Annotated in this window: 20 protein-coding genes; 11 read left to right on the forward strand and 9 right to left on the reverse strand. The window is 66.5% G+C overall.

The annotated features are described in order from the left end of the window. Window positions 1-27: 27 nt before the first annotated feature. Complete coding sequence (gene clpB / locus ACPUD7_RS02335) at window positions 28-2,634, forward strand: ATP-dependent chaperone ClpB (RefSeq protein ID WP_425119005.1); 2,607 nt, start codon at window positions 28-30, stop codon at window positions 2,632-2,634. 386 nt (window positions 2,635-3,020) lie between these two features. Here clpB and ACPUD7_RS02340 read toward each other — a convergent pair whose 3' ends face one another. From ACPUD7_RS02340 to ACPUD7_RS02350, 3 genes are all read right to left on the reverse strand, one after another. Then, window positions 3,021-4,316, reverse strand: a complete 1,296-nt coding sequence (locus ACPUD7_RS02340; protein WP_425119006.1) for an HTTM domain-containing protein — start codon at window positions 4,314-4,316, stop codon at window positions 3,021-3,023. Continuing rightward, window positions 4,306-5,094: a DUF5819 family protein gene (locus ACPUD7_RS02345; protein WP_425119007.1), complete on the reverse strand. Its 789-nt coding sequence runs from the start codon at window positions 5,092-5,094 to the stop codon at window positions 4,306-4,308. The genes ACPUD7_RS02340 and ACPUD7_RS02345 overlap by 11 nt, the downstream gene beginning before the upstream one ends. Before the next feature lie 156 nt (window positions 5,095-5,250). Next, window positions 5,251-6,426: a CaiB/BaiF CoA transferase family protein gene (locus tag ACPUD7_RS02350; protein WP_425119008.1), complete on the reverse strand. Its 1,176-nt coding sequence runs from the start codon at window positions 6,424-6,426 to the stop codon at window positions 5,251-5,253. A 340-nt stretch (window positions 6,427-6,766) separates the two neighbouring features. On the opposite strand from ACPUD7_RS02350, the gene ACPUD7_RS02355 reads away from it, so the two are divergent. Together ACPUD7_RS02355 and ACPUD7_RS02360 are read left to right on the forward strand one after the other, a co-directional pair. Further along, window positions 6,767-7,801, forward strand: coding sequence for an agmatine deiminase family protein (locus tag ACPUD7_RS02355; protein WP_425119009.1), 1,035 nt, complete (start codon window positions 6,767-6,769; stop codon window positions 7,799-7,801). Window positions 7,802-7,972: 171 nt separating this feature from the next. Further along, window positions 7,973-8,383, forward strand: a complete 411-nt coding sequence (locus tag ACPUD7_RS02360) for a hypothetical protein (RefSeq protein ID WP_425119010.1) — start codon at window positions 7,973-7,975, stop codon at window positions 8,381-8,383. A gap of 25 nt (window positions 8,384-8,408) precedes the next feature. On the opposite strand, the gene cls is transcribed toward ACPUD7_RS02360, so the two are convergent. Beyond that, on the reverse strand, window positions 8,409-9,905 hold the full coding sequence (cls, locus tag ACPUD7_RS02365; RefSeq protein WP_425119011.1) for a cardiolipin synthase: 1,497 nt from the start codon (window positions 9,903-9,905) through the stop codon (window positions 8,409-8,411). Between the two features lie 262 nt (window positions 9,906-10,167). Here cls and ACPUD7_RS02370 point away from each other — a divergent pair, with 262 nt between their 5' ends. After that, window positions 10,168-10,893, forward strand: coding sequence for an NUDIX hydrolase (locus ACPUD7_RS02370; protein WP_425119012.1), 726 nt, complete (start codon window positions 10,168-10,170; stop codon window positions 10,891-10,893). Between the two features lie 2 nt (window positions 10,894-10,895). On the opposite strand, the gene ACPUD7_RS02375 is transcribed toward ACPUD7_RS02370, so the two are convergent. Together ACPUD7_RS02375 and ACPUD7_RS02380 are read right to left on the reverse strand one after the other, a co-directional pair. Beyond that, window positions 10,896-11,765, reverse strand: coding sequence for an enoyl-CoA hydratase-related protein (locus tag ACPUD7_RS02375; RefSeq protein ID WP_425119013.1), 870 nt, complete (start codon window positions 11,763-11,765; stop codon window positions 10,896-10,898). Window positions 11,766-11,871: 106 nt separating this feature from the next. Beyond that, window positions 11,872-13,155 (reverse strand): MFS transporter, encoded by a 1,284-nt coding sequence (locus ACPUD7_RS02380; protein WP_425119014.1) that lies wholly within the window; start codon window positions 13,153-13,155, stop codon window positions 11,872-11,874. A gap of 197 nt (window positions 13,156-13,352) precedes the next feature. Between ACPUD7_RS02380 and ACPUD7_RS02385 the strand changes: the two genes are divergently transcribed. The 3 genes from ACPUD7_RS02385 to ACPUD7_RS02395 all read left to right on the forward strand — a co-directional run bounded on the left by ACPUD7_RS02385 (window position 13,353) and on the right by ACPUD7_RS02395 (window position 16,005). Beyond that, window positions 13,353-13,754: a TM2 domain-containing protein gene (locus tag ACPUD7_RS02385; RefSeq protein WP_425119015.1), complete on the forward strand. Its 402-nt coding sequence runs from the start codon at window positions 13,353-13,355 to the stop codon at window positions 13,752-13,754. A gap of 78 nt (window positions 13,755-13,832) precedes the next feature. Then, window positions 13,833-15,416 (forward strand): FMN-binding glutamate synthase family protein, encoded by a 1,584-nt coding sequence (locus tag ACPUD7_RS02390; RefSeq protein ID WP_135541758.1) that lies wholly within the window; start codon window positions 13,833-13,835, stop codon window positions 15,414-15,416. Window positions 15,417-15,435: 19 nt separating this feature from the next. Then, window positions 15,436-16,005 (forward strand): dienelactone hydrolase family protein, encoded by a 570-nt coding sequence (locus ACPUD7_RS02395; protein ID WP_425119017.1) that lies wholly within the window; start codon window positions 15,436-15,438, stop codon window positions 16,003-16,005. Between the two features lie 100 nt (window positions 16,006-16,105). On the opposite strand, the gene ACPUD7_RS02400 is transcribed toward ACPUD7_RS02395, so the two are convergent. Continuing rightward, entirely contained in the window at window positions 16,106-16,909 is an 804-nt protein-coding gene (locus ACPUD7_RS02400) for a 3-oxoacyl-ACP reductase (RefSeq protein ID WP_425119018.1), read from the reverse strand. A gap of 214 nt (window positions 16,910-17,123) precedes the next feature. Here ACPUD7_RS02400 and ACPUD7_RS02405 point away from each other — a divergent pair, with 214 nt between their 5' ends. The 4 genes from ACPUD7_RS02405 to ACPUD7_RS02420 all read left to right on the forward strand — a co-directional run bounded on the left by ACPUD7_RS02405 (window position 17,124) and on the right by ACPUD7_RS02420 (window position 23,096). Then, window positions 17,124-18,134: a hypothetical protein gene (locus ACPUD7_RS02405; protein ID WP_425119019.1), complete on the forward strand. Its 1,011-nt coding sequence runs from the start codon at window positions 17,124-17,126 to the stop codon at window positions 18,132-18,134. 125 nt (window positions 18,135-18,259) lie between these two features. Then, entirely contained in the window at window positions 18,260-19,288 is a 1,029-nt protein-coding gene (locus ACPUD7_RS02410) for a 3-oxoacyl-ACP synthase III (RefSeq protein ID WP_425119020.1), read from the forward strand. An 8-nt stretch (window positions 19,289-19,296) separates the two neighbouring features. Further along, complete coding sequence (locus ACPUD7_RS02415; RefSeq protein ID WP_425119021.1) at window positions 19,297-22,050, forward strand: alpha/beta fold hydrolase; 2,754 nt, start codon at window positions 19,297-19,299, stop codon at window positions 22,048-22,050. A gap of 77 nt (window positions 22,051-22,127) precedes the next feature. Further along, window positions 22,128-23,096, forward strand: a complete 969-nt coding sequence (locus tag ACPUD7_RS02420; RefSeq protein WP_135541749.1) for an NAD-dependent epimerase/dehydratase family protein — start codon at window positions 22,128-22,130, stop codon at window positions 23,094-23,096. Here the strand turns inward: ACPUD7_RS02420 and ACPUD7_RS02425 are convergent, their stop codons facing one another. Together ACPUD7_RS02425 and ACPUD7_RS02430 are read right to left on the reverse strand one after the other, a co-directional pair. Then, window positions 23,097-23,312 (reverse strand): ferredoxin, encoded by a 216-nt coding sequence (locus ACPUD7_RS02425; RefSeq protein WP_167854476.1) that lies wholly within the window; start codon window positions 23,310-23,312, stop codon window positions 23,097-23,099. Between the two features lie 56 nt (window positions 23,313-23,368). After that, the gene (locus tag ACPUD7_RS02430) at window positions 23,369-24,412 is read right to left on the reverse strand and encodes a fatty acid desaturase family protein (RefSeq protein WP_135541746.1); all 1,044 of its coding nucleotides are present in this window, start codon (window positions 24,410-24,412) and stop codon (window positions 23,369-23,371) included. Window positions 24,413-24,472: the final 60 nt, after the last annotated feature.

The following is a 24,472-nucleotide window of genomic DNA, read 5'->3' on the forward strand; positions in this document are numbered from 1 at the left end:
GCACACGATTTCACGAAGGAGTTGCGCATGGACGCACAGATGACAACCAAATCCCGGGAGGCGCTGCAGACTGCGGTCAACGACGTCGTCGCCCGGCACAACAACCAGGTCGAACCGGCGCACCTCGTCGCCGCCCTCCTGTCCCAGCCCGATTCTCTCGCGGCCACCCTGCTGACCAAGGTCGGCGCCGACCCGCGGCGAGTGCTCACCGCCATCGAAGCCGTGATCGGCGGCTTCCCCACGGTCAGCGGTTCTTCGGTGAGCCAGCCGAGCCTGTCTCGGACCGGGCTCGAGATGATGAATCTCGCGCAGGAGGAGATGACCGCACTCGGCGATCAGTTCGTCTCCACCGAGCACCTGCTGCTCGCCGCCGCTGCCGGCCAGGACGGCACCGGCGATGCCCTGCGCTCCAATGGTGCCGGCCGGGACGCGCTGCTCGCAGCTCTGCCCGAACTGCGCGCCGGCAAGAAGGTCACTTCGGAGAACCCCGAGGAGACCATGCAGTCGCTGGAGAAGTTCGGCATCGATCTCACCGCCGTCGCCCGCGAGGGCAAACTCGATCCGGTGATCGGCCGCGACAAGGAAGTGCGTCGCGTCGTTCAGGTGCTCTCCCGCAGGACGAAGAACAACCCCGTCCTCATCGGTGAGCCCGGCGTCGGCAAAACGTCCGTCGTCGAGGGCCTGGCCCAGCGGATCGTGGCCGGAGACGTGCCCGAGTCGCTGCGCGACAAGACGCTCATCAGCCTCGACCTCTCCGCGATGGTCGCCGGCGCGAAGTACCGCGGCGAGTTCGAGGAGCGGTTCAAGGCCGTGCTCGAGGAGATCAAGAACGCCGACGGGCGGATCATCACCTTCATCGACGAACTCCACACGATCGTCGGTGCCGGGGCCGGCGGGGACTCCTCGATGGATGCGGGCAATATGCTCAAGCCGATGCTCGCCCGCGGTGAGCTGCGGATGATCGGCGCCACGACGCTCGATGAGTACCGCGAGAACATCGAGAAGGACCCCGCCCTCGAGCGGAGGTTCCAGCAGGTCTTCGTCGGCGAGCCCAGTGTCGAGGACACGATTGCGATCCTCCGCGGACTCAAGGAGCGCTACGAAGCCCACCACAAGGTTTCGATCAACGACGGCGCCCTGGTCGCCGCGGCAACGATGTCGAACCGGTACATCACCGGTCGGCGACTGCCGGACAAGGCCATCGACCTCGTCGACGAGGCGGCATCCCGGCTGCGGATGGAGATCGACTCGGCTCCCGTCGAGATCGATGAGCTCCGGCGCGCCGTCGACCGCCTGAAGATGGAGGACATGGCCCTGTCGAAGGAGACCGACTCCGCGTCCGTCGAACGGCTCAACGCCCTGCGCGCCGATCTCGCCGACAAGGAGGAGGAGCTGCGCGGACTCGAAGCGACCTGGGAATCCCAGCGTGCCGGCCTCAACCGGGTCGGTGAGCTGAAGACGAAGCTCGACGAACTGCGCTCCGCTGCCGACAAGGCTCAGCGCGACACGGACCTCGAGACCGCGTCTCGTCTGCTCTACGGAGAGATCCCCGCTGTGCAGAAGGAGATCGCCGAGGCCGAAGCAGCCGAAGCGGAAGCCGAAGCCGGGCAGAACTCGGACCCGATGGTCTCCGACAAGGTCTCAGGCAATGACATCGCCGAGGTGGTCTCCTCCTGGACGGGCATCCCCGCCGGACGCCTGCTCCAGGGCGAGATCGAGAAGCTGCTTGGGGCGGAGAACGTCCTCGGTCAGCGACTCATCGGGCAGAAGGATGCCGTGGCTGCGGTCTCCGATGCCATCCGCCGTTCGAGGGCCGGTGTCGCCGACCCGGATCGTCCGACCGGTTCGTTCCTGTTCCTCGGACCCACCGGTGTGGGCAAGACGGAACTGGCGAAGTCGCTGGCGGACTTCCTCTTCGACGATGAGAAGGCTCTGATCAGGATCGATATGAGCGAATACGGTGAGAAGCACACCGTGTCTCGCCTCGTCGGCGCCCCTCCGGGCTACGTCGGCTACGACGAGGGCGGCCAACTCACCGAGGCGGTCCGCCGTCGCCCGTACTCCGTGGTCCTGCTCGACGAGGTCGAGAAGGCGCACCCCTCCGTCTTCGACATCCTGCTGCAGGTCCTCGACGACGGTCGGCTCACCGATGGTCAGGGACGCACGGTCGATTTCCGGAACACGATTCTCATCCTGACCTCGAACCTCGGTTCGCAGTTCCTCGTCGACAACTCGCTGTCGAATGAGGAGCAGCGCAGCAAGGTCCTCGACGTCGTGCATGCGACGTTCAAGCCCGAGTTCCTCAACCGGCTTGACGACATCGTGCTCTTCGATGCCCTCGGCCAGGCCGAGCTCGCCTCGATCGTCGATCTGCAGATCGAACACATGTCCAAGCGGCTCGGCGACCGTCGGATCTCCCTCGAGGTCACTCAGGGCGCGGAGGACTGGTTGGCCCTCGAAGGCTACGACCCGGCATTCGGCGCCCGTCCGCTGCGCAGGTTGGTCCAGCGCGAGATCGGCGACAAGCTGGCCCGCGCTCTGCTGGCCGGTGACATCCAAGACGGAGACACCGTCGTGGTCGACCTGCCCGAGGATCCCGAGGCCAAGGGCCTGGAGCTGCGCCCCAAGCGGTAACAGCCGCAGCATGCGTGCGTGCGGGAGAGAACCACCCTGCAGCCGCAGCGGTGGCAGGGTCGCCCCCCTGCAGCCGCACCGGTCGGCAGGGCCGCCCCTGCAGCCGCAGCGTGCGTGGGCGCCCGCCCCTGCAGCCGAACCGGCCGGGCACGGCCGCCCCCTGCTCCACAACGGCGTTCCCTGCCACACAACGGTCGGGAGAACCACCCTGCAACACAAAAGGTGCGGTGCATCAGATTCGGAACTGATGCACCGCACCTTTTGTGACGCGCACTCGCACCAAAAGTGATGCGCCCATGCACCTTTTGTGAAACCCGCCGCACTGAACGTGAAACGCCCCTGCGTCTGCTCCGCCGGCTGCGCAGCGAAAGAGGGCCGCGAACGTGCTACTTCTTACCGGCTGAGGACCCCGGCTTCGAGGACGAAGCAGCATTCGCTTCGGCGGCTTTCGTCCCAGCCGCCTTCGCTCCGCCAGCCCCAGTGGCCTTCGTCCCAGCCCCGGCCTTCGCACCGCCAGCCCCAGCAGCCTTCGCTCCGTTGGCCCGTGGCGCCGAGGAGGCCCACCAGTGCCGCAGATAGGCGCTGACCTTGGCGAAGCTGCGGTCGCGGATGAAGATCGCGTCGACGGCGATCATCGTCAACGAGAACCACGGCAGGCCCATGAGCAGCGCGATGCCGAGGTGGAAGGAGAGGATGCCGAGCAGCGCGACGATGCGGGTGTATCGGTTGAACAGCATGAACGGGAAAGCGCACTGGAAGAGGATCGACCCCCACGAGATCGCCACGACCATCGGCCCCCACGCCGTCATCAGATCCGACAGCACCGGCCAAGTGCCGAACTGCTGCGTGTGCAGCGGGTTGTACACGGCGAATCCGTGCTGCCAAGCGGTGCCGCCAGCCTTGTACAGGCCGCCGGACATGTAGATCGCACACACCTGGAATGCGAGGACGACGATGGCGAGGTTGTTGGCCATGATGAGCGCCCACCGCCACGGCCCGCCGTCGGACTCCGGGAACTCCGGATTCCGGGCCCGGCGCCTGGCATCGAGCGACCACCGGCGGGTGGTGTCGGCGAAGAGGAGCGCGATCATGAACATGCGGTAGGCGTTGTCGCCCTGGTCGCCGGCACCGTCGTTGAGCTCGATGAAGCTCACCCACAGCACGAGGTAGAAGGGCAGGACGATCCGTGTGCGCCACCCGAGGATGATGACGATGGCCAGCAGCGCCAGCCCGATCGTCAGCGCGGTGAACAGCGGCGGCGTCGTCACCGCCCGGTGGTAGAGGGAGAAGAGCCAGATGCTCGGGAAGTCGCTCTTCGGTTCGGCGATCTCACCGTTCCATGCAGCCCCCACGCCGAAGGCGTAGTGCCGCGCATTGAAGTTCGTGAGGATGAGTCCGAGCCCGGTCAACCCGATGAGGATCCGCGTCACCGCGAGCCCGTAGGTCGCGTGATAGCGACCGGTGAGCATCTCCTCGAGCCAGTTCCAGCCGTGCGCGAGCTTCGCGCGCACCAGGGTCGTCAACGGGACGAGTCCGGCGCTGCCGATGCTCTCCTGCGACTCTTCGTCTCCCCTCGCCGAGGCGGCCGGACCGGAGTGCCCGACCTCGGTCGCAGTGTCCGTTCCGCTCCTCGTCGATGTCATGTCGTCTTCCTCGTGCGGGGTCGTGTCGTCACTGTTCACTGACGCACCTCACTTTGTCGGAGGAGCAGAAGTACTTCGTGAACTCCTGCTGGGACTGATGCTCCTCGACGACGAGTGCACGCCAGCCCACGGGAACCGGCTGGATCTTCGGACGTTCGGCACTCTTGGAGTTGCGGTCGGCGAAGGGCACGACGTTCTGTCGGGCCGCCTGGTATTGGACGCGCTGGACATCGTCGCCCCAGATCGCCTTCGCCACCTGGGTCGCATAGGCCGTGGCCGTGTGCTCACTCTCGAGGTAGTCCGGGATCGCATTCTTCGGGTCGTCGTATTCCTTGAGCTTCGTCGTCAGCCGATCGACCGAATCATCGCCCTTGAAGTAGTCGAGCTTGACGATCGCCTTCTGGTCATCGGGCAGATCCTCCCAGGATCCCTTGATATCCGAGGCCACACCGATGCCGAGTCCGGCCGAACGCGGCGGGAACAGCTTGTACGTGGAGTGGTCGAGCTCGACGTCTGTGGCCCTGACCCACTGGGTGATCTCCTCGCCGCTGTCCGTCTTGATCACCGCACGCACGTCGAAGTAGTAGTCACCATTGATCGGCTCGGGCGCGAACACGCTCCATGACTGCCCCCACATCGGAATCATGTACTTCGTGAGCAGATCGCCGGGAATCACCTCCCGCATCGTCGAAGCAGGGGCGATCCACAGAAAGCTGGCGAAGAGGTGGAATCCCGTGATCACCATCGCGATCACCATCAGGGTCCGTTTCACCGCCGATCGTCGCCGAGGCGCTGCCTCGGTCGGCTTGTTGTCCATCTCGGTTCCGAATCTCTCAGCGAACACTTCCGGCGGCACCGGGATTCGGGGCGGCGCCCAGACATCCGCGGTGACAGCACACAGTGACTAGGGTACTTCAGCGGCAAGGGACTTTTCCCCGGTCCGTGCCCGATCACGGCCGCCGGTGATGCCTGCCTACTGCAGCGAACGCAGCCAGTCCTTGACCGCCTCGGTCGACTCGCCGAGCGTCGGCGGTGCCAATTCGTAGCTGGCCGGGGTCTCGGACAACCGGATCGGGTTGGCCACGGTGGGGATGACACGATCCCCTTCGCCCGCCTCGGCGACGGGTTGAAGTCCCAGCGTCGATGCCAGGTCCACGCCCTGAGCGATCGAGTTGATCGGCGCGCAGGGCAGCCCCGCCTCGGTGAGGATGTCGAACCATTCCTGGTTCGTCTTCTCACTGAGTGCGGCGATGAGTTCGGGGTCGAGTTCCTCGCGGTGGACGTTGCGATCGGCGAAGTTCGCGAACCTTTCGTCGCTGGCCCATTCGGGGTGGCCGAGCACCTCGGCGAGGCGGGCGAACTGGTTGTCGTTGCCGCAGGCGATGATGATCTGCCCCTCGGCCGTGGGCATCGGCTGATACGGGTAGAGACTCGGATGCTGGTTGCCCATCGCCTGCGGCACGACGCCGCCGGCGACATACGCCGAGGTCTGGTTCGCCAGGCCCGACAGCGCCGAGGACAGCAGGTTCGTCTCGACCAGCTGGCCGATGCCGGTGTCCTTGCGGTGGGCGAGCGCGGCGAGGATGCCCACCGTCGTATGGAGTCCGGTGATGACGTCGACGACAGCGACACCGGCCTTGACCGGGCCCGACTCCTCCGAGCCGGTCACCGACATGAACCCGGACAGCCCTTGGATGAGCAGGTCGTAGCCCGGCAGCGGATTGTCACGACCGAAACCGGTCACCGAGGCGTAGACGATGCCCGGGTTCACCGCGCTCACCGTCTCGTAGTCGAGTCCGTACTTCGCCAGTCCCCCGGCCTTGAAGTTCTCGACGAGGACGTCGGAGGCGGCGGCCAGCTGCTGTGCGAATTCGAGATCCTCGGGATCCTTGAAATCGAGGACGACCGAGTGCTTGTTCCGGTTCGCCGTGAGGAAGTACGTCGCATCGTCCCCTCGCCGAGGCGGCGCCCAGTGACGCGTATCATCGCCGGTCCTGCCCTCGACCTTGATGACCGTGGCCCCGAGATCGGCGAGCATCATCGTCGCGTAGGGTCCGGCCAGGACGCGGGAGAAGTCCGCCACGACCGTCCCGGTCAGAGGTCCGCTCCTCTGCCGCCCGAAAGGTTCTTGGGCTCCTGCTGTTTCCACCTGCTGCCTCCCTTGGCACGACCGACTTTCCTGTCCTCAGGCAGACTATACGGACCGAGTCGCCCGGCCCACCCGACGGGGTCGCCGGTGGTCGGGAGAGGCCGAGGCGGGCCAGGACCGGAGGCAGGAGAGCGGCGGAGGCCGGAACGGGAGAGCTGCGAATCCCGTTCCGGGCGGGCGACGGTATCCGTCGGCCGCCTCGGCGACGATCTGGCTAGAATCAGCGGTACGATCGCCGATCACGACCAGGCGGCAGATTCCACGGCTGCGGCGCGGAGCCCCGAAGAACCGGGTCGCCCGCCCGACCGTGCTCGACCGGACATCAGCGAAGGGACGAACGATGACGTTGCACATGCCCGCGGAGACCTCCGCCCAGGACCGGGTCTGGATGGCGTTCCCATCCTCCGGCTACGCGCTCGGCGACACAGAGGCCGACGCCGAAGCCGCCCGCGCCACCTGGGCCGCCGTTGCCCGGGCCACCAGCGAGTTCACCCCGGTGACGGTGGTCGTGACCAGTGCACAGACCGAGCATGCCAGGCGCCACCTCGGCGAGGGGATCACGCACCCGATCACGATCGTCAACGCCGCACTCGACGATGCGTGGATGCGTGATATCGGGCCGAGCTTCGTCGTCGACGACGAGGACCGGCTGCACGCGGTGGACTGGGTATTCAACGGGTGGGGCGCGCAGGAGTGGGCGAGCTGGGATCACGATGAGCACATCGGCGAGTTCGTCGCGGATCTGGCCGGCACCCCGGTGGTGTCCTCATCGCTGCGCAACGAAGGCGGTGGGTTCCATGTCGATGGGAAGGGCACGGTGCTGGCCACCCGCAGTGTACAACTCGACCCGGGTCGGAACCCGGGATTGACCGAAGCCGATGTCGAGGCCGAATTCGCGGCCACGATCGGGGCGAAGAAGGTCATCTGGCTCGATCGCGGGCTGCACCGCGACAACCAGACCTTCGGCACTCGCGGTCACGTCGACATCGTCGCCACGATGCCCAGTCCCGGCGTCGTCCTCGTCCACGATCAGCGCGATCCGAAGCACCCGGACTACGAATTCAGTCGTGCGCTCATCGCACAGTTCTCCGCCGAGACCACCGCCGATGGTGTGCCCTTCGAAGTGGTGCCGATCCCCGCACCCGAGGTGCTGCGCGACGAGGAGGGGTGGGTCGACTACTCCTATGTCAATCATCTCGTCACCAACGGCGGGGTCATCGCCTGCACCTTCGATGATCCGATGGACGCCGAGGCGGCCGCTGTGCTCGAGCGGGTGTACCCGGGTCGGAAGGTCGTCGGAGTCGATGCCCGCGAACTCTACGCCCGCGGCGGCGGCATCCACTGCATCACTCAGCAGCAGCCCACCGTCGGCTGATCTTCGACGCTCGGGGCATCGGCTGCGCAATCCATACCCCACCGGGCACTGCACGGTATAAGCTGGTGGGACAGGACACAGCGCCCATGCGCTGATCACCGAGAGGCTCGGATCTGTGCCGCACAGCAGTGCGGCAGACAGTGTCGGCAAACTGCGAAGAGGAGCATGACCATGAAGAAGAGATTGATTCTCCTGGCCGGTCTCGGAGTCGGATTCATTCTCGGATCGCGCACCGGACGCCAGAGCTATGAACGGCTGAAGGCCCAGGCCCAGGATCTGTGGACCGACCCGCGAGTCCAGGACACCGTCGACAGGGCCAACCAGTCGCTGCGTGAGAAGTCACCGGCCGTCGCCGATGCCGTCCAGACCGCGGCCGACAAGGTCAATGCCGTGGCGTCGACGAGCACGCCCGTCTCCGAATTCGACGGTGATGAGGACGAATCGTCCGCGCAGGACACCGCCGCGAAGAGCACCACCGCTTCGCCGAAGCACACGCCGTCGCCGAAGGCCAAGGACACAGTGGCCGATCCCGAGCGTCACCTCGACGACGAGGGCCCCGCCGGAGTCGCCGACGACGACTGAGCAGCGGCACGGTCGCCGGCTTCGTTCACAGCAGGGAGCTCGTCAGTCGGGCCACGTTCTCGACGTACTTCTCCAGCAGTGACCGGCTCGCCCATTCCTCGGCGTCGAGTTCGACGGAGTTCGGGGCGTAGCGTTCGGCCTCGAGCTCGTACATGCGCTGTGTGAACTCACGATTGACGATGAACATCGTGACCTCGAGGTTCATCGCAAAGGACCGTTCGTCCATGTTCGAGGAACCGATGATCGAGACCTCGTCGTCGATGATGAGGAACTTCGAGTGCAGCACCGTCGGTGCGTGGTACATGAAGATCCGCACCCCGGCCCGAACGAGTTCGTCATAGTAGGACTGCTGCGCTTTGTGGGTCAGCCAATGGTCGCTCGTCTCACCGACGTAGAGGCGCACCTCGACACCCGAGCGCGCCTCGGTGGTCAGTGCGTGCAGCAGCGACTCGTCGGGCACGAAATACGGTGAGCACACGACGACGCTGCGATTCGCGTTGTAGATGAGGTGGTTGAACAGCCGCAGATTGTTCTCATCCTCGAATCCCGGTCCCGAGGGCACGACCTGAGCCTGGATGCCGCCGGAGTCGGGGGCATCGAGTTCGAAGCTGTCGGGTTCGTCGACGATCTCGTCCGTCTCCGAATACCAGTCGGTGATGAACACGGCATCGAGCTCTTCGACGACCGGACCGCGGCACTCGAGCGAGAGATCCTTCCAGCGGAAGCCCTTCCGCCGGTTGCGCGCCTTGTTGTAGGAGCGGTCGATGATGTTCTGCGAACCGGTGAACGCGACGTCCCCGTCGACGACGAGGATCTTGCGGTGATTGCGCAGATCGGGCCGCTGGTACTCGCCCCGCCACGGTCGAATCGGCAGGGCTCGACGCCAGCTGACGCCCGAGGAGTCGAGCCTCTTGACGAGCTCCGAATACCCCGGATACCCCAACGAGCCGACATGGTCGATGAGGATGCGCACCCGCACCCCCCGCGCATGCGCGGCCAGCAGGGAATCGAGCAGCCGCCTCGTCGTGTCATCGATGGCGACGATGTAGAACTCGAAGTGCACGAATCGCGTCGCCTCGTCGACGGCGTCGGCCATCGCCTCCATGCAGGCGTGATTGTCGACGTGGAGCTCGAAGTCGTTGCCGTGGGTCATCGGCAGGGCACCGAGGTCGAAGTTGAGCTGCGCTGCGGTGCTCAGCGGTTCGGGCATGTGGTCCTTCTGCCCGAGGATCGGCCGATTCCGGATCTGGTCGCGGATGAGGGCATTCATCTGCGACTGCTTGTCCCGCCGCCGCTTCGGCAGCTTCGCCGAGCCGAGCAGCAGGAACGCCGCGACGCCGACATACGGGATGAGGAAGATCGCGAGCAGCCAGCCCAGTGCCACCGAGGGCCGGCGGTTGTGCGGAATCCATCCGAGCGCAATGATGCGGATGAGGAGATCGATCAGCAGAAGGGTGATGATCACCCAATTCGGCCAGGCCGAATTGATGTTGAAGAGCGGATAGATCCCGAAACTGCTCATATATCGCCTGTTCAGCCCCGCCCTTGTTCGTCACCGGTGGGGTCTTTCACCTCAGGTTGAGGAATTCGCATTGCGCACTATCGTATCGTGCCGAGTCTGCGGCCACACCGGCACATCCCCTCTGACCACGGACATCATCCGTCCGCGCCCCTCGGTTGCACTGTGCCGCCCGGCCCCGGTCCCACCCGAGCAGGGCCCCGGCGTCCGCGACCCCGGTTCCGCCTCGGCGAGGGTGCGCGGGCATACTGGAAGACAATGACAAGTGGCGAAAGCGAAGGTGCTGACCGTGATTCGAGACATCAGTCCTGAGGGCTCCGACCGTTCGGATGTGGCCGACAGCGCCAGCCGCGGCCCCGACGTCATCAACGCGGAGTCGGTGCCCGTCAGGCCCGCCGTGAGCGTACTCATGCTCCGCGACGGCGCCGAGGGTCTCGAAGTCTTCATTCAGCACCGGGTCTCGACGATGGACTTCGCCGCCGGTGTCGTCGTCTTCCCCGGCGGCCGCGTCGACCCGATCGATGCGCAGACCGCCTCGACGATCACCGTCGCCGACCCGAACGTGCACACGTCCGCCTGGTCACGCTCGACCATCGCCGAGGAGGCTGAGGGGTGGCGGGTCCTGCTCGCCGCCGCGGTGCGTGAGGTCGAAGAGGAGACCGGTGCCGTGCTCGATCCGGCCGGGCTCGTCCCCTGGGCCAACTGGGTGACCCCGCTGGGCCGCCCCAAACGGTTCGATACCTACTTCTATACGATCGCCGCCCCGGAGCTCGCCGCCGCCCAGCACCAGACGACGGAGGCGCACACGAGCGAATGGCGTTCGGTCAGCGGCATCCTCGCCGACGAGGCTGCGGGCCGGCTCAAGCTCATGCGTCCGACATTCGTTCTGCTGCGGCAGCTCTCGTCCTTCGCCTCCGTCGTCGAGGCGCTCGGAGCCGAGCGGACCATCGATCCCGTCCGCCCGGAGTTCCCCTCGATCCGCGGGTCCTGAGGTCAGCGTTTCGCGCGCGCCTTCATCGCCGCCAGCCGGGTCGCCACAACCTGTTTCTGCTCCTCGGTGCCCAGCAGCTGTGCCAGCGCCTCCTGTTCGGTGTCGAGGCCGACGCTGAGTTCGGAATCATAGGACAGGTCGACGAGGCGCTTCGCCCACACGAGCGCTGAGCGTGACTGTCCGGCGATCTGTGCGGCCAATTCCCGGGCGCGGGCGATCGGGTCGTCGACGAATTCTTCGACGAGGCCGATGCGCAGGGCCTCCTCGGCACCGATCGTGTCCGCGGTGGCGATGAGCTTCTTCGCCTGACCGGGTCCGACGAGTCGCGGCAGCAGCTGGGTGCCGCACATATCGGGGATGATGCCCCAATTGAGTTCCATGAGCGAGAACTTCGCATCGGGCCCGGCCACCCGGATGTCCGCACCGAGGGCGATCTGCAGGCCGCCGCCGAGAGCAGGTCCGCGAACCGCGGCGATGACGGGCACCTCGACGAGCGACCAGATGTGCACGGCCTTCTGCGCCAGCGCCCGGGCGGAGCCGAGGCGTTCGCCGATGTGGACGGCGGAGGACCCGGAGCCCGCGCCCTCGGCCCGGCTGTCGGCGCCCTCCTCGGCGGTCGTGCGGGTCGCGGTCCCCTCCTCGGCGATCCGGGTGAGTTCGGTGAAGTCGAGGCCGGCGCTGAATGCGCGTCCCCGACCGGACAGGACCACGGCCTTGACCTCGGCGGAGTCTCGCAGCGCCAGTCCCACTTCGACGAGGTCTTCGAAGACCTCGCGGGTGAGCGAATTGAGTTTCTCGGCGCGGTCGATCTCGACGTGGGCGACGCCGTCGGCGATCGAGCAGACGACGGTCGAATGCGTGGTCTCGAGCATGGGAGGACCTTTCGAAGGCAGGGCCGGCACTCATCGGTCCGGCATCGGCGTGGCACCGGCCGGTCGCCGTAGGCCCGGCGGGGATTCCGCGGCCCTGAACAACCGATCAGCGGCGTTTCTTGAACCCTATCGGAGCTCCGGTCAGCGTCAAGACCAGGACCGCGATGAGTGAGGCCGCGCACATCGCGACGACGCCGGGCCAGGCGAAGTCGACGAAGAGGACCGCGGACAGCCATGCTCCGAGACTCGTGCCGAGGTAGTAGACGGTGAGGTAGATGGCCGCCGAACGGGTCGAGTCCACTCCGGGTCGGGCCGCACTGGCCGCTGCCGAGGCGCCGGTGTGCCCGAGGAAGAAGCCGGCGGTGAGCAGCGACATGCCGATGATGATGCTCGCGAGCGAGTCGATGAGGGTGGCCCCGGCACCGGCGAGCGCGATGAGCATCCCGGCCAGAGTGATGTGCTGGCGTGGGAACTTCGTGGCCAGGCGGCCGTAGTACGTGGTGACGACGGTGCCGACGAGGTAGATGAGGAAGAACAGGGCGACCGCGCCCTCGCTCAGCCGCCACGGGTCCTGCTGCAGCCGGGTGCCGAGCATCGTGAACGACCCGCCGAAGACGATCATGCACAGGAAACCGGTGAGGTAGATCCGCCACAGTCCCCCGCTGAGCGGGATCACTCGCCGAGGCGGCCGCGGGGCACCGTCGCCCTCAGTGGTGGGTGCGGGGTCGTCAGCGGTGGGAGCAGGATCGGGCTCGGCCGCCTCGTCGACGGTCGGCTCGGTGTCGAGGACGGCCCTGCTCCGGGCGGTTGCGAAGAGGTCGTGACGCAGCAGCCAGACGACGATGAGGCCGAAGATCAGGGAGATCCCGGCGGTGAAGGCGAGCCCGCCGTGCCAGCCGAGCAGTTCAGAGGCCAGACCGGTGAGCAGTCGCGAACACAGTCCGCCGATCGTGTTGCCGGCGATGTAGACCCCGATCGCACCGGGCAGGGCCGCAGACGGCAGCCGCAGGGAGAGGTAGGCCATCGCCGTTGCCGGCACCGAAGCGATCGCCAGCCCCTGGAGGAAGCGGACGGCGATGAGCAGCTCGGGAGTCGGTGTGAACGGCAGGACGAGGGCGAGGATCGCTGCGACGATCACGCCTGCGCCGATCTGACGGGCATGGCCGATGCGTGGAGCGAGCATCGAGAACGGGATGAGGAAGACAGCCATCGCCACGTTCGTCGCCGAGACCGTCAGACTCGCCGTCGGTCCGTCGATGCCGTAGGCCTCGCGGATGGCCGGCAGCAGCCCCTGGGTCTCGTAGAGGACGAGGAAGACGGAGACTCCGGCCAGGAAGACCGCGACGACGGTTCGCCGAGTGCTCGTCGGACTCGGCTCACCTGTGCTCATGAGACCAACGCTATGCCTGCGGGGACCGCGACCCCAAACGCTTCCGGTCAGCGGCCCAGTCCGCAAAGGGGGATAACCCCATCGCCGAGGCGCCGCTCGGTTCCCTAGGCTGGAGCCATACCTTCGACGACGTCGGGTCCCCGGCGTCGACAGCATCGGACCTGGCACCGGCGAGCACAGGATGGGAGACCACAGCGATGTCCGCGACCACCGAGATTCCCGCGATCTCTCCCGCCACTCCCCTCCCTCCGCTGGCTCCGGTCGGCACCGACGAGTCTGCCGACGATTCCGGCAATCGGTCGTTCGTCCTCACCTGGCTGCTGTCTCTGCTCTTCGGCTTCCTCGGGCTGGATCGGTTCTACACCGGTCGGTACTCGACGGGCGTGCTCAAGGCGCTCAGCCTCGGCGGGTTGGGGATCTGGTGGATCATCGATCTCGTCATCGTCTTGGCCGGCGGCCTCCGGTACGGTCGGGCACCGCTGCGCGGTTTCGACCACAGCAAGGAGATTGCGTGGATCGCCACCGGGCTGACGATCATCGTCGCCTATTCGCTGCAGCTCGATGCGCTCGTCGGATCGCTGTTTGCCGGACTGCTCTGAATCTTCTCAGGTCAGCCTTTCCTGAAAACTCAGTCTCCTGGGTCTAGGCTCGAAGCCAGGACAGTTCAAGGAGGCACAATGAAACGGCAATTCCCCATTGTCCGGTTGGTCAGCGGCGAGTCGGCAGGCAAGCAGGTCGCCGGGCTGGCGGCGACCGCCTCGGCGATCGGACTCGGCGCCCTCGCCGCATGGGATCTGACTCAGAAGAAGCATTCGATCCTGCGCAACTACCCCATCGCCGGACATGCCCGATTCCTGCTGGAATCGATCCGGCCGGAGATCCAGCAGTACTTCATCGAACGCAACTGGGACGGTCGGCCGTTCAATCGCGACACCCGCACCACCATCTACGAACGCTCCAAGGGCACGCACTCCGAGCACGCTTTCGGCACCGAACGCGACGTCAACCGGACCGGCTATGAGGCGCTCATGCACTCGGCCATGCCGATCCCCAACCCGCCGCGTCCGCCCCGCGTGCACATCGGCGGCGAGGACTGCACCCAGCCCTATGACATCTCACTGCTCAACGTCTCGGCGATGAGCTTCGGCTCGCTGAGCAACAACGCCGTACGGGCCCTGAACAAGGGAGCGGCCCTCGGCGGGTTCGCTCACGACACCGGCGAGGGGTCGATCTCGCCGTACCACCGCGAACACGGCGGCGACCTCATCTGGGAACTCGGCACCGCCTACTTCGGCACCCGCACCCCCGACGGGAAGTTCGACCCGGAGATCTTCGCCGAGAAGTCGAAGGACCCGCAGGTGAAGATGGTCTCGCTCAAACTCTCGCAGGGAGCGAAGCCCGGCATCGGCGGTGTGCTTCCCGGACGGAAGGTCACCGAGGAGATCGCGGCGATCCGCGGCATCCCCGTCGGCAAGACCTGCATCAGCCCGCCCGGGCACAGTGAGTTCTCGACCCCGATCGAGCTGCTTGAATTCATCCAGAGGATGCGCACGCTCTCGGGCGGGAAGCCCGCCGGATTCAAACTCTGCATCGGATCGCGCACGGAATTCCTCTCAATCGTCAAGGCCATGGTCGAGACCGAGATCCTGCCGGACTTCATCATCGTCGACGGTTCCGAAGGCGGCACCGGTGCGGCACCGTTGGAATTCGAGGACAATGTGGGACTGCCGCTGACGCAGGGGCTGATGATCGTGCACAACGCGCTCGTCGGTGCCGGCCTGCGCACGAAGATCAAGATCGGCGCCTCGGGCAAGATCGCCACCGGCACCGACATCGTCAAACGTCTCATCCAGGGTGCGGACTTCACGAACTCCGCACGCGCGATGATGATGGCCATCGGCTGCATCCAGGCGCAGGTCTGCCACACCGGCAGATGCCCGGTCGGCGTGGCCACACAGGATCCGCGGCGAGCGCGCGCCATCGACGTACCAACCAAGGCCGAACGCGTGCGCAACTACCACGATGGGGTCGTCGCCGAGGCGGTGCGACTCATGGCATCGATGGGTGCCTCCGGCCCGGACGAGTTGGAGCCGACCATGCTGCGCCGCAACGTCTCCGCCTCCGACTCCTGGTCCTATGCCCGCCTCTACGACTGGCTCAAACCCGGCGAACTCCTCGAGGATCCTCCCACGGAATGGGCCGACGACTGGGCGACCGCACGCGCCGACACCTTCACCATCCCCCACGGTCACAGCCGCTGACCGGCCGAGAGGAGACTCTATGACCACGCTCGTCCTGTTCCATTCGGCACTGGGTCGCACATCCGGTATGGATGCCATCGCCGAACGATTCATCCTGGCCGGCCACGCCGTCCACACGCCCGACGTGTACGCAGGCAAGACCTTCACCGACGCCGAGGAGGGCGTCGCGTTCTCCCAGGAAGTCGGGTTCTCCACACTCGTGGACCGAGCGAAGGACGCCTGCGTCGACCTCGGCGATGAGATCGTCTTCGGCGGGTTCTCGCTGGGAGCCGCACTCGCTCAGCAGATGGGCAAGAACGATCCGCGTGCACGCGGGGCCATGCTCTTCCACGGCGGCGGCTTCCCGAAGCCGACCCGCTGGCAGGAGCAGGTGCCGGTCCAAGCCCATTTCTCCGTCGACGACTCGTGGCGCAGCCCCGGGACGATCGAGACCCTCCTCGAGTCGGCGACTCGAGCCGGAGCTCAAGCCGAATACTTCCTCTACCCCGGTGCTTCGCATCTGTTCAGCGACCCGACGACCGCGGACCACCGGGAGACCAACGCCGAGCTGCTCTACGAGCGGGCCCTGACCTTCCTCGAACAGGTCTGAGGCCCACCACCCGAGTCGTCTCAGCAACAGCGGCCCAGACACGAGGGCCCCGGGTCATCCGGCCCGGGGCACCATCGTTCGATGTGAGATGTCGTCGGGTTCAGACCATGACGAGGCCGTTGTCGACGATGAGGTTCTGCCCCGTCACCGCGCGGGAGGCGGGCGAGGCGAAGAACACCACCGCCGAGCCGAAGTCCTCCGGAGTGGTCACCCGCCTCAGAGCGCTGGCGGCGGCGATCTGTTCGAAGACCTCCTCCGGCGTCGCCGACGAGGCGTCGGTGGTGCGAAGCAGCCCTCCGGAGACCATGTTCACCCGCACCCCGGCCGGACCGAGGTCCTTGGCAAACGTCCGCGTCAGCGACAGCAGAGCCGCTTTGCCCGCCGTGTAGTCGTGATAGGGAACGACCGGGTCCTGGAACAGGTTCGTCCCGATGTTGATGACTCGCCCGGACCCGATATGCCGAAAACCGGACATCGCGGCCTGGACCGTGTTGACCGCACCCTCCACAGAACCGCGGAACTGGTCGGCGAAATCCGAGTAGTCGATCTCGTCGGCAGGCTGGCGCTCATCTCCGTTGAAGGAGAAGTCCGCGAGCGCATTGTTGACCACCGTGGACACCGGCGCACCGAACTCCGCGGCCGCGGTGCGGAACATCGCGTCGACGGCACGCGAATCGGTGACATCGGCCGCGATGGCCACGGCACGTCCGCCGCGCGCACGGACCGCCTCGGCGAGTTCCTCAGCGGTCTCTGCCGAGTACCGGTAGTTGATGACGAGGGCGGCCCCCTCGATCGCGAAGGCCTTCGCGATCGCCGAACCCAGGCCGCGCCCGGCTCCGGTGACGAGGACGACCTGCTCGTCCAGGGGCAGGGCCTCGGAGGTGAAAGCCTGGGCGTTGGTCATCGCGTGTCTCCTTCGAACGTCGGTGGGCAGGGCCGGCAGACCTGAGGGTCCGAGTCCTGCTCCCAGCCTACCCAGGAACCGCCGATTGCCCAGTCGAGCTCTCCTCTGCCCGACTCCGTCCCCTATTCGTCCACCGGCAGAACGTGCTCGAAGCGTCAAGAGTCCATACACTGACAGGACGACCACCGTTGTCCATTCCCAGGAAGTCACCCTTATGAACGAGCTCGGCGCCGGAATCTCCATCGGAGTCCTCGCAGCTCTCGTCGTCTTCGTCATCTACATGATCGGTGCGAAGCTCGGACGATGGCAGCCACGGCCCCAGTCAGGTCGACCGGGCACCCCAGGTGGCTACGGCCAGGGCGACGACAACCTGCCCACCCGCCCGTGGAGCGGCGATGACGCGACCCGCGTGCTGCCCAACAGTGCCCACGGCTACGGCGACGGCTACGGCAATGGCTATGACGACGCCCGGGATGCCGACCTGCCGCGGGCTGCGAAGTCCGAGCTTGCGAGCAACATCCAGTACTCGGGGCAGATGGTCGAAGCGAACCGGCGGGCCGCCACGGCCGCGAACGGTGACACCCTCGCCGTGTTCACCTACATCTTCGGGGCCGCGCTCATCGCCGTCGTCGCGTTCGTGTTCTTCAACAACCTCCTGCTGCCGGCGACCATCGGTGCGCTCACCGGAGCCATCATCTGTGTGGCACTGTCAGCGACCTACACGCTGAAGAACCTCGACTTCTGGCCGGACAATGCGACGATCTCGATCATCAACCTCATCGTGGCACTCGCCGCCTCGATCTTCATGTACATCGGCTCCGTGCGGACCGAACGCGACAATGTCAGTCTCGGCACGATCACCGACTCCTTCGAAGCGCTGCCGTTCAGCGAAGGCTTCTCCGCCTTCGCCGTCGCCATCGGCGACCGGGTCGTCACCTTCTTCAAGGACTTCGGGTTCTTAGGCTTCGTGTTCCTGCTGTTCATGGGCATCGGCTGCATCATCGTCTTCACCCTCGCGGCGAAGTCGCTCGTCGACGTCATGGACTGGCGGATCTTCGCCCAGTTCGGGCATTTCGTCACCGACCGGCCGATGTCCTATTCACGCGCCGTGCGCTTCCAGACATCGAAGGTCTCACACACTGTGACCTCGATTGTTCTTGCGATCATCGCCGTCCTCGCCGCCACTGGAATGCTCTACGACGGTTTCACCTGGTTCACGCGCTGATGAACATCTCAGAAACTGAGCGGTAAGATAGTCCAGGAATTCCCCCCGTCGTGTCGCGCCACGCGCGCGTCTCTGCGGTCCAGATCGACACCGACGAACGACCCGAAAAGGGATGAGTACCTCAATTGGCGAACGGCAACGCAACATTTCGGCACTCGAACGTGGCCCTGCTCGGCCTGACCGAGACGCTGGCCCCGAACGAAGTGACCTCTGAGGAATTCGACGAGCGCCTCGCCGATACCCTGTCCTCTCTCAACCTTCCGCAGGGCCTGCTCCAGCGGGTCGCCGGCGTCTACGCACGACGGAACTGGGACGAACCCCACCAGTTCGCCGACGGTGCGATCGCCGCCGGGAAGAAGGCCCTCGTCGACGCGGATGTCCCGGCCGAAGCCATCGGCCTCATGGTCAACACCTCGGTCACCCGCGAACATCTGGAGCCGTCTGTGGCCGTCGGCGTCCACGCCGGCATCGGCCTGGGCCCGCAGGCGATGAACTTCGACATCGCCAATGCCTGCCTCGGCTTCGTCAACGGCATGACCCTGGCCGCGAACATGATCGACGCGGGCCAGATCGAATACGCCCTCGTCGTCGCCGGCGAAGACGCCTCCCGCGTGCAGGAGGCGACGCTGCGCCGCCTCAACCGCCCGGAGATCACCCGCGAGGAATACCTCAACGAATTCGCGTCCCTGACCCTGGGCTCCGGTGCCGCGGCCGCCGTCCTCGGACCGGCCGACAAACATCCGGAGGGCCATCGCGTCCTCGGCGGGATCACTCGTGCCGCCACCGAGCATCACGCATTGTGCGTCGGCGACCACAACGGCATGTTCACCGACACCAAAGGGCTGCTCTCCGGCGGGATGGAACTCGTCGTGGCTGCCTGGGAGGAAGCCCACGAGGCCGGCTGGGACTGGCGGGAGATGGATCGCTACGTCATGCACCAGGTCTCCGATGTGCACACGAACTCGATCACGAAGGCCGCGAACCTCGACCCCGACCGGATCCCCGTGTCCTACCCGGAACTGGGAAATGTCGGCCCCGCCTCCCTGCCCATCACACTGGCCCGTGAGGCCGCGAACCTCCACCCCGGCGACCGCATCCTGTGCATGGGTGTCGGCTCCGGCCTCAACACTGCCATGACCGAAATCGAGTGGTAGAAGAGTCCATGAAATATCCTGCACGGCCGGCCACGACTCCCCCGCAGCTGCCCGAGTGGGACCCCGCCTGGTCCCGAATCGTCGAGGCACCGACCTCCGACGGGACGCATGCGTTCCACGTGCTCGACACCCTGCCCGCCCTGCGCGCGGCCGGTGTGGAGCCAGCGGGCACCATCCTCGCCCTCCACGGCAACCCGACCTGGTCCTACCTGTGGCGACGGTTGGCACGCGCCACAGTCGACGCCGCCCGCTCCGGTGGCCGAGCCTGGCGACTCATCGCCCCCGACCAGCTCGAGATGGGCTTCTCCGAACGGCTCGCCCATTCCGAGATGCCGACCCCGAAAGCCGCTCAGCTGCGCCGGATCTCCGATCGCATCACCGATTTCGATGCCGTCGTCACGACCCTGCTCGCCGAGGTGGCCGACAGTGCCGCACCGAACGGCGGTTCCAGCGACCACCCGATCGTGACGATCGGCCACGACTGGGGCGGCGTGCTCTCGCTGGGCTGGGCCGCGCGCAACACGGATCTCGTATCGGCGGCGATCAGCCTCAACACGGCCGTTCACCAGCCCGAAGACTCCCCTCTCCCCGCGCCGCTGCGCGCCACCCTGGCCGGGCCCATGCTGCCCACGGCCACGGTGCTCACCGACTGGTTCCTGCGGGTGACGCTGAGTCTCGGCGATCTCGATGCCGAGACCAGAGCCGCCTTCGCGGCCCCGTACGCGAACGCGGAGGACCGGTGGGCGATCGGCAACTTCGTCGCCGACATCCCCGTCGATGGGAACCACCCCTCGGATCCCGAGCTTCAGCGCATCGGGAGGGACATCGCCGCCTTCGACAAACCCGCGCTGCTCGTGTGGGGGCCGAAGGACCCGGTGTTCCTCGAGCGCTACCTGCGAGACCTGCGGCAACGTCTGCCGCAGGCCGATGTGCACCGTTTCGAGACCGCCTCCCACCTCGTGAGCGAAGATCACGATGTCGCCGGTCTCGTCCTCGACTGGCTCGGCGCCCAGTTCGACACCGATTCCGCGGCGAAGAATTCCGTCTCCGCCTCCGGCCCGGGCTCCACTGCCGAAGCGGACTCCGCGCCCGGAACAGACCCCGCGCCGATCCGGGCGGTCACGGCGATCCTCGATTCTCGCCGCGATGACGAGGCGATCGCCTCGGTGGACTTCGCGCAGAACCCCGCACAGCAGATCACCTGGCGGCATCTGTGGCATGTGACGACGTCGATCGCGGGTGGACTGCTCGACCTCGGGGTGAAGCCGGGCGACCGGGTGTCAATGCTCGTCGCGCCCGGCAACAACCTCACCGCCGCTCTCTACGCCTGCTTGAAGATCGGTGCCGTCGCCGTCGTCGCCGACGCCGGCCTCGGACCGAAGGGAATGACCCGGGCGGTCACCTCGGCGGATCCGCAGTGGATCATCGGCGAGCTGCCCGGCCTCGCCCTGGCCCGCGCCTTCGGATGGCCCGGCAGACGGATCTCGGTCACCCCGCTCGGTCCCGTCCGCTCGCGTCTGTTCAAGACCGAGACGAGCCTGACTGCGCTGTCGAAGACGCCGCACCGCGCGGAGCTGCCGACCCCGGCACCACACGACGATGCTGCGATCCTCTTCACTTCCGGTTCGACCGGCCCGGCCAAGGGAGTTCGCTATACGCATGCGGACATCTCGGCACTGGCAGCCGTGCTGACCCGGGCCTTCGATGTCCGAGAGGGAACGGGACTGGTCGCCGGCTTCCCGCCCTTCGCCCTGCTGGGACCGGCCATCGGGGCAACCTCGGTGACTCCGGACATGTCCGTGACGAAGCCGAAGACGCTCACGGCCAGCGCGATCGCCGATGCGATCATCGCCGGACGCGCGACCATGGTCTTCGCCTCCCCCGCCGCGTACACGAACGTCGCCGCGACCGCCTCGGCGCTCGACGATGAGCAGAAGGCCGCCTGCGCTCGGGTCGAACTCGTGCTCTCGGCCGGGGCCCCCGTGCCGCTCGAGCTCATGGACGCCATCGCCGAGGTGTTCCCCAACGCCTCCATCCATTCGCCCTACGGCATGACCGAGGGGCTTCTGCTCACCGACATCGACCGGTCCGGGGTGGCCGAAGCCGATGCGACCGGCGGGCTCGGAGTGTGCGTGGGCTCGCCCATCGACGGCGTCGAACTCGCTCTGGCGCCCATCGACGCGACCGGCGACTCCGCCGAAGAGCTTCTCGAAGGTGATGCTGCCCGTAATCGGCTGGGCGAATTCGTCGTCAGCGCCGCCCATATCAAGTCCGGCTATGACAATCTCTGGCGCACTACCGCCGATTCGGCCCGTGATGACCTGCACGGTCTGACCTGGCATCGGACGAACGACATCGGCCACATCGACGAAGCCGGCCGCGTCTGGCTCGAAGGCCGCCTGCAGCACGTTGTGACGACTCCGCGCGGGCCCGTGGGGCCCGGCGGTCTCGAGGCACTCATCGACACCGACGCCGAGGTCAGCCGCAGCGCCGTCGTCGGAATCGGCCCAGACGGCACGCAGGCGCTCGTCGCCGTGCTCGATGCCGAAGGCACCGCGTTGGCACCGGGATTGGCGCCCTTGGAGCTGACCGCGCGTCTGCGCGAGCAGGTGCTCGACGTCAGCGGTCAGGACCTGACCGCGGTGCTTGTCGCGCCCGAGTTCCCCACCGACATCCGCCACAATTCGAAGATCGACCGTTCCCGCCTCGCGGCGTGGGCGGACAGCGTCCTGGCCGGTGGGCCGGTGCGCGGCAGGGTCTAGGAGCTGTCGAAACTGGACCGGTTCGCGAGCAGAGGTCATGTCCGAACCGGACTCGTCCCCGATCATGAGGAGCTGAAGTGAGAATCACCGTCACCGGAGCCTCCGGGCTGCTCGGTTCGTCCGTCGCCCGCGCGCTCGTGTCCGCGGGTCATACGGTGACGACTCTGCAGCGTCGCCCGTCCGGAGTCGCCGGGGCTGCGGATGTGCTGGGTTCGGTGACCGATGCCCAGAAGGTCGAGGAGGCGGTCACCGGCGCCGAGGCGGTCGTGCATTTGGCCGCGAAGGTTTCGATGATGGGCGACCCCAAGGACTTCGAGGCCGTGAACATCGGCGGCACCCGCACGCTCGTCGACGCGGCTCGAGCGGCCGGTGTGCCGCGTCTGGTCCACATCTCCTCGCCGTCGGTGGCGCATACGGGTGATTCGATCATCGGCGATGGGGCCGGACCGGCGTCTCCGGAATTCGCCAGCGGAGAGTACGCGCGGACGAAGGGGGCCGGTGAACGCATCGCTCTGGGTGCGGACTCCGCTGATTTCCGGGTGCTCGTCCTGCGCCCGCACCTCATGTGGGGTCCGGGTGACACACAGCTGACCGAGCGGGTCATCGACCGGGCCCGTGCCGGCCGGATGCCGGTGCTCGGATCGGGGGCGGCGCTCGTCGACACCCTGTTCGTCGACAATGCGGTCGAGGCGATCGTCGCCGCCGTGTCCGCGGTCGACACCACGCATGGTGAGTCTCTGGTGGTGACGAACGGTCAGCCGCGTCCGATCGGCGAGCTGATGTCACGCATTGCCATCGCCGGCGGCGCCGCGGAGCCGAAGCTGCGCATCCCGGTCGCCCCGGCCCTGGCGGCCGGTTCGCTGGTCGAGAAGGTGTGGGAGCTCGGCGAACACGATGACGAACCGCCCTTGACCCGGTTCCTCGCCGAGCAGCTGTCGACCGCGCACTGGTTCGACCAGCGGCGGACGCAGGAAGTCCTCGGTTGGACTCCCCGAGTCAGCGTCGAAGAGGGGCTGGAGAAGTTGGCACAGCACTACCGACCCTGATCAGCGCGGAGGGATCTGATGCTCGTCGAGCTGGATCGCCTTCGACGGGCACAGGTACTCTGCTGCCCGGACGGCCTCCCGCTGCGATTCGGGAGGTGACGTGTCGTTGAGCTTCGCGAATCCCTCATTCTCGTCTGGGTTCGAAAAGACTTCGGGCGCGACGAATCCGCAGTTGCCGGACGCCACGCACATGCTCGAATGCAGTGTGATCTTCATCGGTTCGCTCCTGAGTGGTGGATGCGGCACATCGGTGTGAGTATCAGGCATGGACGTCACCCTCGGTATCGTCGCACGAGCGGACAGGTGTAGGGATCCTGTCCTCTCACGCCGACCTGGCTGAGATAGGCGACGACCGTGGCCGCTGCCTCGGTCAGCGTCCTCTCCGTGTACGGGATGTCGTAGCGGGCGCAGTGCTCTCGGACGATCGTCTGCATCTTCGGGAGGCTGGTGCGCGGTGCGGCCGGGAACAGGTGATGTTCGATCTGGAACTGCAGACCGCCGAGGAAGAATCGTGCCACCGGCCCGTCCTTGATGTTCCTGGACATGACCACCTGCCTGCGCAGGAAGTCGATGTGGATTCCCTTCTCGACGGTGGGCATCCCGATGTGGTTGAGGGCGAAGGCCCCACCGAGGAGGATCCCGAAGAAGCCGACCTGCACCCCGAAGAACGCGCACGCCATACCGAAGGGCAGCACAACGAAGAGAAGCGCGAGGTAGGCTCCGTGCCGGATCGCGATCAGTACGATCTCGGTGATGCGGTGAGGAACGTTCGGGGACGAGTACAGAGTCTTCAGCGATGCGTAGTGAAGGTTTGCCCCCTCCAAGAACAGCAGGGGGACGAAGAACGCACCCTGGTGACTGGCGAGAAAGGCTCCGATCCCTCGGCGACGGCCCGCGGCGTTGGGGGTCATCGCAATGAGATTGGAGTCGATGTCGGGGTCGACGCCCTCCTGATTCGGATAGGCGTGATGCGTGTTGTGTTTGGCCATCCACCAGCTGAAGCTCAGCCCCATGAACAATCCCGCGATGATGCGCGATGTCCACTCGTTCCATCCCCTCGAGGCGAAGATCTCGCGATGGGCGGCTTCATGTGAGAGGAAGCCGAGCTGAGCCATGACCATCCCGATCAGCCCGGCAGTGATGAGTTGGAACCAGGTGGCTCCGAAGACGATGACGGCTGCGAGCAGACCGGCCAGAACCACCAGCCAGGCGACGATCCGGCTGAGATAGAAGCTTCGGTGCCGATTCATCAGACCGGCGTCATGGACAGTCTCGCTGAGTTGCCGATACGACTCGACGTACTTGGCGACCGTCATTGCTATCACCCCGCCCGAAAACGGTCACCGGGTTCAAACGTTGGGGTTCGTCCCCCGGTG

Origin of the sequence: Brevibacterium sp. FAM 24630, assembly GCF_049804075.1 — a bacterium.
Classification (GTDB): domain Bacteria; phylum Actinomycetota; class Actinomycetes; order Actinomycetales; family Brevibacteriaceae; genus Brevibacterium.